General features: G+C 62.7%; 13 protein-coding genes. 6 read left to right on the top strand and 7 right to left on the bottom strand.

Going from position 1 to position 11,888, the window contains the following annotated elements; genetic code table 11:
• The first annotated feature begins 5 nt into the window (after positions 1-5).
• From PLU72_02345 to PLU72_02335, 3 genes are all read left to right on the top strand, one after another.
• Positions 6-860 carry a DUF2877 domain-containing protein gene (locus PLU72_02345; GenBank protein ID HOT26999.1) on the top strand — a complete coding sequence of 285 codons (855 nt, stop codon included), beginning with the start codon at positions 6-8 and terminating at the stop codon, positions 858-860.
• A gap of 66 nt (positions 861-926) precedes the next feature.
• The gene (gene yhbY / locus PLU72_02340; protein HOT26998.1) at positions 927-1,244 is read left to right on the top strand and encodes a ribosome assembly RNA-binding protein YhbY; all 318 of its coding nucleotides are present in this window, start codon (positions 927-929) and stop codon (positions 1,242-1,244) included.
• A gap of 330 nt (positions 1,245-1,574) precedes the next feature.
• On the top strand, positions 1,575-2,030 hold the full coding sequence (locus PLU72_02335) for a protein disulfide isomerase family protein (protein ID HOT26997.1): 456 nt from the start codon (positions 1,575-1,577) through the stop codon (positions 2,028-2,030).
• 182 nt (positions 2,031-2,212) lie between these two features.
• On the opposite strand, the gene PLU72_02330 is transcribed toward PLU72_02335, so the two are convergent.
• A complete protein-coding gene (locus PLU72_02330; GenBank protein HOT26996.1) occupies positions 2,213-2,743 on the bottom strand; it encodes a hypothetical protein in 531 nt (176 codons plus the stop codon).
• A 785-nt stretch (positions 2,744-3,528) separates the two neighbouring features.
• Here PLU72_02330 and PLU72_02325 point away from each other — a divergent pair.
• From PLU72_02325 to PLU72_02315, 3 genes are read left to right on the top strand one after another with little or no spacing between them, the layout of a single operon-like run.
• A complete protein-coding gene (locus PLU72_02325) occupies positions 3,529-4,548 on the top strand; it encodes a D-alanine--D-alanine ligase (GenBank protein ID HOT26995.1) in 1,020 nt (339 codons plus the stop codon).
• Positions 4,536-5,528 carry an ATP-grasp domain-containing protein gene (locus PLU72_02320; GenBank protein HOT26994.1) on the top strand — a complete coding sequence of 331 codons (993 nt, stop codon included), beginning with the start codon at positions 4,536-4,538 and terminating at the stop codon, positions 5,526-5,528. The genes PLU72_02325 and PLU72_02320 overlap by 13 nt, the downstream gene beginning before the upstream one ends.
• Positions 5,525-6,001, top strand: coding sequence for a GNAT family N-acetyltransferase (locus tag PLU72_02315; GenBank protein ID HOT26993.1), 477 nt, complete (start codon positions 5,525-5,527; stop codon positions 5,999-6,001). The genes PLU72_02320 and PLU72_02315 overlap by 4 nt, the downstream gene beginning before the upstream one ends.
• A 130-nt stretch (positions 6,002-6,131) precedes the next feature.
• Here the strand turns inward: PLU72_02315 and hisS are convergent, their stop codons facing one another.
• The 6 genes from hisS to PLU72_02285 all read right to left on the bottom strand — a co-directional run bounded on the left by hisS (position 6,132) and on the right by PLU72_02285 (position 11,772).
• Complete coding sequence (gene hisS / locus PLU72_02310) at positions 6,132-7,493, bottom strand: histidine--tRNA ligase (GenBank protein ID HOT26992.1); 1,362 nt, start codon at positions 7,491-7,493, stop codon at positions 6,132-6,134.
• A 27-nt stretch (positions 7,494-7,520) separates the two neighbouring features.
• Positions 7,521-7,655, bottom strand: coding sequence for a hypothetical protein (locus PLU72_02305; GenBank protein HOT26991.1), 135 nt, complete (start codon positions 7,653-7,655; stop codon positions 7,521-7,523).
• A 131-nt stretch (positions 7,656-7,786) separates the two neighbouring features.
• Positions 7,787-8,068 carry a glutaredoxin family protein gene (locus tag PLU72_02300; GenBank protein ID HOT26990.1) on the bottom strand — a complete coding sequence of 94 codons (282 nt, stop codon included), beginning with the start codon at positions 8,066-8,068 and terminating at the stop codon, positions 7,787-7,789.
• The gene (locus PLU72_02295; protein HOT26989.1) at positions 8,065-8,952 is read right to left on the bottom strand and encodes a hypothetical protein; all 888 of its coding nucleotides are present in this window, start codon (positions 8,950-8,952) and stop codon (positions 8,065-8,067) included. Before PLU72_02295 ends, PLU72_02300 begins: the two co-directional genes overlap by 4 nt.
• A 125-nt stretch (positions 8,953-9,077) precedes the next feature.
• A complete protein-coding gene (locus tag PLU72_02290) occupies positions 9,078-9,398 on the bottom strand; it encodes a hypothetical protein (GenBank protein HOT26988.1) in 321 nt (106 codons plus the stop codon).
• 166 nt (positions 9,399-9,564) lie between these two features.
• On the bottom strand, positions 9,565-11,772 hold the full coding sequence (locus PLU72_02285; GenBank protein HOT26987.1) for an alpha-amylase family glycosyl hydrolase: 2,208 nt from the start codon (positions 11,770-11,772) through the stop codon (positions 9,565-9,567).
• Positions 11,773-11,888 lie beyond the last annotated feature (116 nt).

Raw genomic sequence — 11,888 nt, 5'->3', positions numbered from 1 at the left:
TGAAGGTGAAAGAAAGTTTGTTCGGGCGCGTTCTCGGCGTCGATCCGCGCCTGGCGGATGACACGGCCGTCGGGGGGCTGAGTCTTCGCCTGCGGGCCGACGACGCTCTCGTTTTTTTCACTTCCGAGGGGCGGATGGTCTCGCTCGTCACGGCTGCTCGAGGCCGAGGCCCCGACGCAATCGTTCTCGAACGGCTTCCACGGCCTGACCTCGAGCTTGCGGCTGACAACTGGTCCATCGCCGGGGGAAAGCTGATCGTTCCGGGACATGGCATGCTGAACCTGCAGGAAGCGCCGTCCCAGCCTTCGAACATGCTCGCGGCCGTCCGGGATTTCCCCGGCCACCTGCGAAGTTCTCTCGGCCGAGCGCTTCGCGGGAGTCCGCCGCCGCTCGAAAGCGCTCTCGCGGACCTGTCGCGAAGCCTGAAGGAATCCCACGTCGAAGCCGCCGAACGGCCCGTTCTGTCCATCGTCGGCCGTGGCATGGGGGTGTTCCCCGACGGGGACGCGGCGATGTGCGGCTTCCTGCTGACGGGCCGGGCGTGCGAGCTGGGGGGGCGGCTTCGCGCCGACTGGCACGGACGGCTGGCCATGGAGGTCCGCCGCTTCCTTCACCGCACGACGCCGTTCGCGATCGCCTGGCTGCGTTTCGCCCTCGAAGGGCGGACCGACGCATTCCAGGAACGCCTGTTCGACGCCATGAGTCGCGACGTCGAGACCGCGGCCGACGTCGCGGTCGATGAAATGATGCGTGATCCCTCGATCCCGGGAATCCCCTTTCTCACGGGCGTCGCGGCCGCCCTCGATCTCGTCAACGCCGATCTTCGCCAGTCGGGCATTGTAAAATATCGAACTTCATAATATTTACCATTGTGTATCTTTTCAGACGACACTCTTCGAACTTCCGCACCGCGGCCAGGAGACTTTATGAAACTCTCTTCGAAACAGCGCAAATATCTCGAGACCCTGGCCCATGACCTCGAGCCGATGGTCAGGATCGGCAAGGGCGGCGTCACGCCGACCGTCATCCAGAGCGTCATCGACAGCCTGAAAGCCCAGGAACTCGTCAAGGTCAAGATCCTCGACAACGCGAGCGTCGAGAAGGACGAGGTCGCCGACGTGCTCGTCGAACACGCGAACTGCACCCTGGTGCGGATCATCGGCCGCGTGCTGATCCTGTTCCGCCCCAAGGACGAGGAAAAGAAACGCCGCATTGTCCTCCCTGCCGATCGCGATTCCGACTGATCGATAGTGCGGGATATTTCTGAGTTCGGGCAACGCGCCACAGAGACGCAGGGAAATATCATTTCTGCGGAACGCTGGGTCTGATATTCGCATTGTTGCAACGTAGGGGCGGGTTTCAAACCCGCCCCTGCAGCCGATATGGGGCCGAAATCGCAATATCCGGGTATCAATCGTATACTGGTGTTTGGGTTTCTCGCAGGAAAATGATCTCTGCGCATCCGCGTCTCGGCCTTGAGCGTGGTGAGCCGGGGTGACTTGCGTTATGGGGACGGGGAGATTACCATTGGGCGGGAGAATGAATCTCCGATATCGAACTGGGGTGAAGAACGCATGAAAAAACTGGTTGTGACCCTGTTTGCCTTCCTGGCTCTTGTCGCGTTGCCGCTGATGGTTTCGGCCGCCGAAGAGGGGTGGCTCGAAAGCATCGACGAAGGTCTCACGCAGGGCGGAGCCGAGTCGAAGATCGTGATGGTCGACTTCACGGCCACCTGGTGCGGGTGGTGTACCAAGCTGAAGGACGAAGTGTTCTCGACCGACGAGTTCAAGAAGGCTGCCGGCGAAAAGCTGGTCCTCGTCGCGATCGATGCCGACAAGAACCGCGAGTTGGTCGACAAATACAAGGTCGAAGGGTTCCCGACCATTCTGTTCCTCGACACCGACGGCCGCGAAGTGAACCGGATCGTCGGCTTCAGGGACCTGCAGGGATTCCTCGAAGAGATTTCGAAGCTTCCCGCGGCTTCCGCTCAGAAACCGGCGGCAACCGAAGAGCAGACCGAGAAAAAATAGTTGTAACAACAGTACAATGACCCGCGCGGCGTCGGCATCCCGGCGCCGCGCTTTTCATCTGACTGAGAAAGAGGACGGCAGATGAAAAAAAAGCCCCCTCTTCGTGCGGGAAGAGGGGGAGAAAGTAAAAGGAGGATTTCAAAAAGGGGTAGAGAGAGGACGAGAGAACGGAGAACAAAAACTTAGAGAGCCAGAACCTTGTTCACGCGATCGATCGTATTGAGAGTGGTCTGGAAATAGAGCTCCTCGGGCGTTCTGGGAACCGGGCGCGTGCCGTTTTCGGTGAGACTGTCTCCCGTCTCCTCCGCGGCGTTGCCGGACAGAACCTGCTGGATCTGGCTCCAGAGATCCTGTATCTGGGCTTCCGATTTGCTTTTGAGAGAGGCATGTTTCTCGAACATGCCACGGATCGTCTCGATCTCGGACGGGTTGAACCGGGTCTTGAGATTGGCGATAAAAGAGCGGGTTTCGCTCGAAATGCCGTTCTGGTTCGACTGCGACGCCAGGACGGTCGCGGCGAGCGACATCTGGTCCTGGCGCGACATCCGCTGGGTCAGGTTCCAGAAATCCTGGAGAATGTCGGAACTCCGGAATGACGAGTGTTCCATGCGGCGTTCGGTGCTGTCGAAGGTGATTGCCGGCTCGGCGCTTCTGTTGCGGGAGCGGGGCGTATCGTACTGCTGTGAACGGGTGGTAACGGTACCGACATTCATTTCAAGCCTCCGGAAAAAGCATTTTTCTGTCCCATAAGGCATATCGGCTGAATGCGGCTCATCCATGAGCGGGATTTTTCGACGTCGATGCGCACGTCGCATGCGTCGAAATGCGGGGAAAAAACCGCGTATCTGTGAGTCCAGAAAAAAATATGAAACGCCATTGCCGGTCACCTGCTGATAATGCCTTAAACACAGCAATCTGCGATGCCGAATCAACATCATGCGAAATTTTTATACATTTTTCAGGACTCCCCTTGTGGGATGAGATTCCTGATGCTATAAGGAGTTGACGCTCGTGAAGGAGACCTTCTGATGCATCTCGAACAGGAGCATCGGGCGAGCCGAGACAAGAGAAGCGCAGAAAACGAAAAGGCAGGCAAACGGCAGTTCCATGACAGGTGAAGACCCTTCATCACTCATCTCGTGGCGTCATCGATTGAGGCGACGCCGCGAACTGGTTCCGGTTAGAATCGTGATTTCACGCTTCCCCATCGTGGGAGGCTTTTTTATTTGCCCGGAATCCCGTGGCCAGGCGGTAACCCAGGGAGGCCAAGCGGCGTAGGGGCATTTCACGATGTGCGCGGGAGCCGTATGGCTCATGAGGACTCCGTGGCACCCGGCGAGGGTGAGCGGAGGGTCGGTCGGGAGGCCGGCCTAAGAAACAAAAACGAAATGGATCAAGAAACCCCTGGGAGTATGTTCGCAGGATCGCTGAAGCTCGATACGACCTCCGACGCCCCGGCGCAGACCGGCGGAAACAAGATCAGGGCGGAGGTGCTGTGATGAGAGTGGCACTTGCGGTGAACAGAAGCGACAGGTATCAGAGCGGATTCGGCGGTCCCGAGGACGAATACGAAGAATTCGACTCCCCCGAGACGGCAGCTGCCATAGCGAATACGATAGAAAGTTTCGGCCACACGGTCGACGTGCTCGAGGCGGACAGCACGTTCCCCGAGATCCTGGCCCGCGGAAAATACGATTTCGTGTTCAATATCGCCGAGGGGCTCCGCGGAAGATGCCGCGAGTCCCAAGTGCCGGCCGTCGCCGAGATGCTCGGCGTGGCCTACTCGGGCTCGGATGCGATCACGCTCGGCGTCACCCTCGACAAGGAACTCGCCAAGCGCGTCGCGAGCGGCCGCGTTCCGATGGCCAACGGACGGTTGTTCAAAAACCCGCGCAAGATTGACCTGACCGGGCTGAGTTTTCCGATCCTGGTGAAGCCGAACGCCGAAGGCTCGAGCAAGGGCATCCGGAACACGTCGCGCATCACCGACCCGGAAGGCGCGAAAGAGCGTATCGCTGCGCTGATCGATGCGTATAACGGTCCGGTCCTGGCCGAGGAGTTCCTGCCGGGGCTCGAGTGCACCGTCGGCGTCGTCGGGAACGAGATGCCGCGCGTCATCGGCGCCATGGAGATCGCGCCGCGCAACGTTCCGCTCGAGGAGTTCGTCTACTCGCTCGAAACGAAGCGCGACTACCTCAACCAGGTCGATTACCACATTCCGCCCCGCGTTTCCCCGGAAACATTGAAGCAGATATATAAAGTCGCGATCGAAGCCTACAAGGCCCTCGAGTGCCGCGATTTCGCACGCGTCGACGTGCGGCTCGACGCCATGGGCAAGCCGCGCTTCATCGAGTGCAACCCGCTGCCGGGCCTGTCTCCGGTGAAGGGCGACCTCGTCATCCTGGCCAAGGCGACGGGAATGACCTACCGCGAGCTGATCGGCGAGATTCTCGACGTGTCGTTTGCCCGGCAGGGCCTGCTGATGCAGCAGCGCGCCGAGCTCAAATGCGCGTCCTGATCCTCGTCAACGCCCCGGCCATCGTCGAACGCTGGGAAGGCGAGGCCGCGTCGGACCGCGGTGTCGAACACGCCGCCACCGCGGTCCGGTCGGCTCTGGAACGCCGCGGCCACCAGGTCGTGCCCCTGCTCGTGGGGGCCGACCCGGGACCGCTGCTCCGCGCCGTCCACGAGTTCAAGCCCGATGCGGTGTTCAATCTGTGCGAGACGATCGGCGGGAACAGCCGGCTCGAAGCGGCCGTCCCGTTTCTTCTGCGATGGCTGAAGGTGCCCTGCACGGGCAATACCCCCGAAGCGCTCGTCCTGCTGCTCGACAAGATCTGCACCAAGCGACTCCTGCGCGACGTCGGGCTGCCGACTCCGCCGTTCGCCGCACTCTACGACGTACGCGGCCTCGACGGGTGGGGGGACTGGCCGGCCATCCTCAAGCCCTCGACCGAAGACGCCTCGCTCGGCATTGACGTCGGAAGCGTCGTTTCCGACGTCGAGGCCGCGAAAGACCGGTTCGAGCTCCTGTTCGACCGGTTCGGCCTTCCGGTGCTGATCGAGCGGTATATCGACGGCCGCGAGTTGAACGTCGCCATTCTCGCGACGGAGGACGGCCTCCGCTTCGGCATCAACGAGATCGATTACTCCGAACTTCCCTCCGACCGGCCGAAGATCCTGACGTACGACGCCAAGTGGAGCGAAGAATCGGAAGAGTTCATGAAAACCCCGGTCAAAGCCCCCGCCGTTCTGGAACCGGCGCTCGATGCGGAAGTGCGCAGCCTGGCCGCGACCGCCTTCTCGGCTCTCGATCTCCGGGGCTACGCTCGTCTCGACCTTCGTATCGATGCGGACGGCAAACCGTGGATTCTCGAGCTGAACCCGAACCCCGATATCGGTCCCGGAACCGGGTTCGTCAAATCTCTCCCGCAGATGGGGCTCGGCTATGACGATGCGATCGAGCAGATCGCCCGCATGGCCCTGAAATCGAAATGAAACCGCTGATTCGCGAACTCCGGCCGGCCGACCGGCCCGCCATCGAGGCCATGGTGCGCGCCACGGGTTTCTTCTCCGAAGAGGAGATCGTCGTTGCGCTGGAACTGGTCGATGTTGCGCTGGCCCAGCCCGGCCAGACGGACTATTATTTCGCCGTCGCCGACCTGGACGGCCAGGCGGTCGGCTACGCCTGCCACGGTCTTCGCCCCCTGACCGAGGGCACCTGGGATCTGTACTGGATCGTCGTCGATCCCCGCGTGCAGCGCACCGGAGCCGGCAAGGCCCTGCTCGAATGGAGCGAAAACGACGTCAGAAAACGCGGCGCGCGCATGCTGGTCTGCGAAACGTCAGGCAAGCCCCTGTATGACCCGACGAGGAAGTTTTATCTTGGCCGTGGCTACACCGAGGATGCGCGCATTCGCGACTTCTACAAGCCCGGCGACGATCTTGTGATGTATATCAAGAGGTTTTGAACCGCTTTGGCGGTATCGTTCCTCCCGCTCTTCGACGAGATCCGGGAAAACGGGTGACGGCGGGACTCGAGATGCAACGGCGGCCCGATCGGGTGCGAGCGGGCCGCCGAAGCGTGCGAATGAACGTCGGTCAGGGATGCAGCCAGCCCCTGATTTTAGCTGGAGCTTCGCCGGCAGGCAGCGTCAGTTGCTCTCCCGTCGACAGGTGTTTGAGCGTGATGCTTCCCGTTTGGACTTCCGACAAGCCGAGAATGGCCGCGACACGCGCGCCTGCCGACTCGGCGTAGGCGAGCTGTTTTCCGAGTTTCGGGGTTTCCGGGTAGACTTCCACCTTCACGCCCGCGGTGCGGAGCGCGGTGGCGGCTTTGAGGACGTCGGCCGGAGCGACGTCGTCGAAGCGGCAGAGCATGACGTCCGGGCCGACGGCGAGTTCGCCGAACAGGCCTTTTTCCTCCATCACCATTACGAGCCGCTCGAAGCCGATCGAGAAGCCCACGGCAGGGATGGTCTGGCCGCGGAACATGCCGATGAGATTATCATACCGTCCGCCGCCGCCGAGACTGCCGCTGGCGAGCGGCGAGCGGATCTCGAAGATCGGGCCGGTATAGTAGCCGAGACCGCGGGCCAGGGTCGCGTCGATGCGCAGGTGGCTGCCGGCCGGCGTGTGGGCCGAGATGGCGAGCAGTTCGCGGAGCTGGGCGATATGGGCGGATGCCCCCTCGATGCCGCTCAGGCGCGATTCGAGACGGGCGAGCTCGCCGGCTTCGTCGAGGCCTTCGGGGCGGCGGAGCATCTCGAGGAGCAGAGACGCGGACGCATCGGTGATGCCGCGCGCCTGGAGTTCCTTCAGAACGCCTGCTTCGCCGATCTTGTCCATCTTGTCGACGGCGACGAGGGCGGTTTCCTCCTGATCGGGCCGCAAACCGGCGGCCGAGATCAGACAGCGGAGGAGCTGCCGATGGTTGAGATGGATGTGGAAATCCTTGAATCCAAGCTCGCTCAGCACCGTGGCGACGGCGGAACAGACTTCGGCCTCGGCGATCAGCGAGGTGGTGCCGGTGATGTCGACGTCGCACTGCTGGAACTCGCGGAAACGGCCGCGGCCGGGCCGGTCGGCGCGCCAGACGAGCTGGATCTGGTAGCGTTTGAAAAACCTCGGTAGATCCTTGCTGTTCGCGATGAGGCGGGCGAGGGGAACGGTCAGGTCGTAGCGCAGACCCATCTCCGCGAGATCCTTTTCCGTGACGGAAGGCTGCTGGAGGGCCCGAGCGAGTTTGTCGCGCCGGTGAAGGATGCGAAACAGGAGTTGATCGCCTTCTTCCCCGTATTTTCCGAGGAGGGTCGAAAGGTTTTCGACGGTCGGGGTTTCGATCGGAACGAAGCCGAACGATTCGTAAACGCGCCTGATGACGCTTTCGACATGCCGTCTGCGAGTCAGCTCGGCCGGCAAAAAATCGCGCATCCCGCTGGGGGGAAGAGTGCTGATGGCCATGACGTCAGTTGTCCCGGATGCTGCCGGTCAGCGGGCGCGAACCCATCCGGCGCGGGCGTCCGGCCGCGTGCCTCTGGTGCGGAGGTGCGGATCCGAGGAGGGGTCGACGCACTGAAGCGAACCGTCGGGGGCCATGATGAAGGGGGGGCGTACCGTATTCATAGGTTTCTCCTGCCGGATGTCGGTGTTCTACTGTACCCATCGACCGAAACCTGCCGCTTCATAAGTCGATTCATGACAACCCACCAACCCGGATTGTCCTCTGTCCGGGTTCAGCCGTTGCGAAAAGCTCGTCAGGCGGGGCGGGCGAGGAGGTGGCGGATCTTGTCCTTGAAGGCTTCGTTGAAGGCGCCCCAGACCGCCTTGCCGTCGATCTCGGCGACGGGGACGATGTCGTATCCGCCCGTCAGCGCGAGCGCCTCCTGCCACGAGGCGTCGTCGGTATCGACGTCGTGGTCGAGGTAGACGATGCCCTCTGCGTCGAGCCATTCTTTGAACCGGATGCAATGGGGGCACCAGGTGACGGTGTAGATGCGGACAGGAGGGCGGGTTGCGGGAACGGACTGCGCCGTCATTCGTCGCTCCTTCCGGTGAATCTTCCGATCACGGCCGCCAGCACCGCCAGGAGAGCGGAAACCACGAGCGGAACCCACAGCGGAACGCGGAATTTCCGGTCGAAATCGGTGCTGATGACGGCATCCGACATGATCGTCCTGGCGATATCCGAGGGGAGGAATCGGGCCAGGACGAGCGTCCGGTCATCGCCGTCGTATCGGGCCGACGCCTTCCGGAACAGGCCGTCGGTGAGCCGTTCGGGATCATCATGGACGAGTTGCGTCACGGGCACGATCTCGTCGATGGGTTGGGATATCAGCAGACCCTGGGAGATCATCATGACCCAGTCGCCGACGGTGACGGGAATCGGAGCGAGATACGCGGGACCCATGACGGGGCTCGGGGCTGCGGCCCTGGCTGCCGATGGTCCCCCGGACATGCCAGCGGCGACGGCCAGAGAGGGTAGGCCGGCCGGCTCGAGACGATGGATGGTGTTGCCGACGCTCGCGATGAGTCCTGCATTTCCGAGGGTGGCGGCGTACAGGCAGCCCTGCCGGATCCAGGCAACGGCGAGATGAAGACTCGAAGCGCCTCCGCCGGCTAACGAGACCCGGGCAAGCTCGATTTCCTGCCACGTTGATTCGAGGATTTCCGAAAGCGGCGTGCCGGGGTCTTCAGCCCGCGGGATGCGAGAATCCGCGGGAATTCCCGCCAGGCGGGTCGGTCGTGACCCGAGTCGCCGGGCGCCTCGCCCGAGAGACGCGATCGCGAGGTCGGCGAGGTCGCTGCCGGCCGGGCCGTCTCCGTCGGCCATGATCAGAAGCCCGAGATCCTCTTCCAGGTGCCACCGCTCCTGGTTCGAATCGCGGATCGTGCCGGCTTCGGACTTGTTCCAAATCAGCATCTGTGCGTGGCCTCCCGATTCTCGTTTTCGAATGACGTTCGCCTGTCAGTATACACGTTTATCAGCAGATGACGCAGATGAAAACCGGGCGCTCCGTGGAGCGCCCGGTTGGGAGACACAGGTGATCAGAAGGGAAGGCCGCCGCCGGAGCCGTCGGGGTCGCTGCCGCCGCTGTAGCCGCCGTCGGAACTTCCGCCGCCGCCGCAGCCGCCGTCGTCATGCGTGTCGTCGGGGCCACCGTTGCCGTTGTCGTGACCGCCGCCGCCACCGCAGCCGCCGTCATCATCCGGATTGTCGGGATCGCAGTTGTCGGGCATCGTGGAGGATGTGTGCTTCTTCGCGAGCATCTGATTGAAACCGTCGTCTTGCATGGCGAAGGAAGCGGGGGCAGAGATCACCAGGCCGAGCACGAGAGCACCGAGAACCAGTCTGGTCGAAACGTTCACTGATCTATCCTCCTGATGTGATTCGGTCATTTTGATGTGAAGGTCAAACGCAATAGGCGTACCAGGTGTTCAAAGAGCGATGAAAACGGTGGTTTCCCCGAAATGAGCCGGTGAACCTTGCCGGGTTTTCGGCATCCGGCGTGCCGAAAAATTGACATCACCGCGCTCATTCGCGGAAGATAACGACGGTGAGGGGATCGAGCGTGATCCGGCCGGCATCGAGAACGAACCCGGCGGGATCGGACAGGGGCGTCGTGCCGGCCCGGGTGGCGTCGACGAGCACATCGTGGTCCGTGAGAGCGTCTCCCGGCGGGAGGGTCAGGGTGCGCGGCCGATGGTCGGCGTTGACGAAGATCCGGAAGGTTTCTCCGCCGGTCGCCGTGGAGCGCCACGCGATGACGAGATCCTCCGCTTCGACCTCGGGCGCCTCGATCAGGACGACGTTTTTGTCGACGAGTTCCCGGCTGCCGAGACGAAACGCATCCGTCGAGCGGCGCAGGGCGATCAGGCCGCGGGTGAACTCGCGCGTCAGGTGATGCTCGGGAAACCGCTTCGCATCCGTGGCGCGGGCCCAGTCGAACAGGTTGACGGCGTCGGATGAATCATACGAATCATGAATGAAATACGGATGCCGGAAGGGCTTTCCCGAGGCGTCGGTGAGCTCGTGGAACTTGTGCTCGGGCTTTCCCGCGCCGAGCCACTGCTTGGTGCGGCCGAACTCCTGGCCGGCGTGGAGAAAGGCGGTTCCCTGGGACGTCAGGAGAATGGCGTTGCCGAGCCGGATACGCCGGAGAATCTCTGCCTCGTTCTCGGGAATCCAGGGGTCCTTCTTGATCGCCTGGGCGATGACGTCGTGCAGCGGCAGATTGTCATGGGCCTCGATATATTGGACCATATCGCCGGGCGTCGTCGCCGGAGTGTTCGAGGGTTGGGCCTTGATCGCGGCGAACAATTTTCTGACGTTGCGCGGGCCGCCGGTCAGGAACCTGGGCTCGCCTTCACAGCCGAAGCCCGATTTCAGCTCGTTGCGGAACTCGTCCGAAAACACGCCGACGCTGTCCGTGACGGCCATCCAGTCCTGGTCTGCGCCTTTTCCGGCGAGGGCCGGGTCTTCGATGTGTCCCTTGAACGTGCGCCACCCCTCGCCGATGAAGATGGCCCGGGGATTGATCGCGACGGCCGCGTCGAACGCTCGCTGGACCGCATCCTGCGTGGCGTCGCCCATCATGTCCCAGCGCATGCCGTCGATGCCGTACTCGCGGAACCAGTAGGACACCGAGTCGGTCAGCAGTTTGGTGGTCATCCTGCGGTTGGTGGCAAGGTTGTTGCCGAAATCCCCCAGCAGGTTTCCTTGGGGATCCCTGAAAAAGTAGTAGTCGGGAACGATGTCGTTCAGGAACTCGGCCTTCGCCATGTGCGTGTAGACCACGTCGAGGATGACGCCCATGCCGGCGGCGTGAACGGCATCGACCAGCTCTTTCAGTTCGGCGATGCGGCGTTCGGGGTCTTCGGGGCGTTCGGAATACGCGCCGTCGGGCGAGAAATACGAGTGGGGGTCGTAGCCCCAGTTGTACTGGTTGTTTTGGGTCGACCACGCGAGTTCGCGCTCGTACATGCGCGTCTCGTCACCGAAATACCACGCCATGACGGGCAGGAGCTGGATGTGCGTCACGCCCAACTCTTTGATGTAGGGGAGCCGTTCCCTGAACGCTTTGAACGTTCCCCAGCGCGCCTCGAGATCGCCGGCAATTCCGGGATCGGCCGTGAAGTCGCGCACATGCACCTCGTAAATGACGGCATCCTCCCGTTTCGTATAGTTGGTAATATATCCTGGCGCCGGCGTTGTGCCGGCCAGGCCGGGGTCGACGAACGCCGCCTTGCCGACCATGTCCCGGCTCGATCCGGCGGAGGCGCCCGACGGATGTATCGTGACCGGCGCCATCGAGCGGGCGTAGGGGTCGAGCACGCGTTTCGCGGGCAGACCGGGATTGGCAACCTCGAACTGGTAATAATAGCCGCGCACATTGGCGGGCGAGGGCGCCGGAAGGTCCGCCGGCGCGACGGTGCAGCGCCAGACGCCCCGATCGCCGCGATGCAGCGGGAGGCGGGCCACCTCCCGGGTTTGGTCGCGCTTGTCGAAGATGATGACATCGACCTTCGTCGCGAGCGGAGCCCAGAGCGCGAGATTGGCCTGGCCGTTTTTCAGGGTGCAGCCGAGATCGTTCCCGTCGTATGCATATCGCTCGTCGATCTGCCGCCAGGAGAGGGGCGCGCGAGAGGCGCGCCCGTCCGTGCCGTCCGACGCCCCGCACCAGACGCCGAGGGCCAGAAGTCCCGTCGCCAGGGTCCGCATCTTCCGGGAACGTTTCGTCATGTGCCGAACTCCTCGATACCGATTCGGACTTCGCTTCCGGTCGCCGTACGAATGCCTGTGACGGCACCTTGCGCGGCCGGTCGTCCGTTCCAGATTATACAGGCGGCGTGCGCCGC

Source organism: Candidatus Ozemobacteraceae bacterium, from assembly GCA_035373905.1.
Lineage (GTDB): Bacteria > Muiribacteriota > Ozemobacteria > Ozemobacterales > Ozemobacteraceae > MWAR01.
Note: the sequence above shows the minus strand (reverse complement) of the source record. Positions and strands in the feature narration are given on the sequence as shown.

What these genes read in the sequence shown, in the direction of transcription:
- hisS (HOT26992.1), bottom strand. Translation starts at nt 7,493, where the DNA reads ATGGCCATCAGCACTCTTCCCCCCAGCGGGATGCGCGATTTTTTGCCG.
- PLU72_02320 (HOT26994.1), top strand. Translation starts at nt 4,536, where the DNA reads ATGCGCGTCCTGATCCTCGTCAACGCCCCGGCCATCGTCGAACGCTGG.
- PLU72_02335 (HOT26997.1), top strand. Translation starts at nt 1,575, where the DNA reads ATGAAAAAACTGGTTGTGACCCTGTTTGCCTTCCTGGCTCTTGTCGCG.
- PLU72_02315 (HOT26993.1), top strand. Translation starts at nt 5,525, where the DNA reads ATGAAACCGCTGATTCGCGAACTCCGGCCGGCCGACCGGCCCGCCATC.
- PLU72_02295 (HOT26989.1), bottom strand. Translation starts at nt 8,952, where the DNA reads ATGCTGATTTGGAACAAGTCCGAAGCCGGCACGATCCGCGATTCGAAC.
- PLU72_02330 (HOT26996.1), bottom strand. Translation starts at nt 2,743, where the DNA reads ATGAATGTCGGTACCGTTACCACCCGTTCACAGCAGTACGATACGCCC.
- PLU72_02300 (HOT26990.1), bottom strand. Translation starts at nt 8,068, where the DNA reads ATGACGGCGCAGTCCGTTCCCGCAACCCGCCCTCCTGTCCGCATCTAC.
- PLU72_02325 (HOT26995.1), top strand. Translation starts at nt 3,529, where the DNA reads ATGAGAGTGGCACTTGCGGTGAACAGAAGCGACAGGTATCAGAGCGGA.
- PLU72_02305 (HOT26991.1), bottom strand. Translation starts at nt 7,655, where the DNA reads ATGAATACGGTACGCCCCCCCTTCATCATGGCCCCCGACGGTTCGCTT.
- PLU72_02285 (HOT26987.1), bottom strand. Translation starts at nt 11,772, where the DNA reads ATGACGAAACGTTCCCGGAAGATGCGGACCCTGGCGACGGGACTTCTG.
- yhbY (HOT26998.1), top strand. Translation starts at nt 927, where the DNA reads ATGAAACTCTCTTCGAAACAGCGCAAATATCTCGAGACCCTGGCCCAT.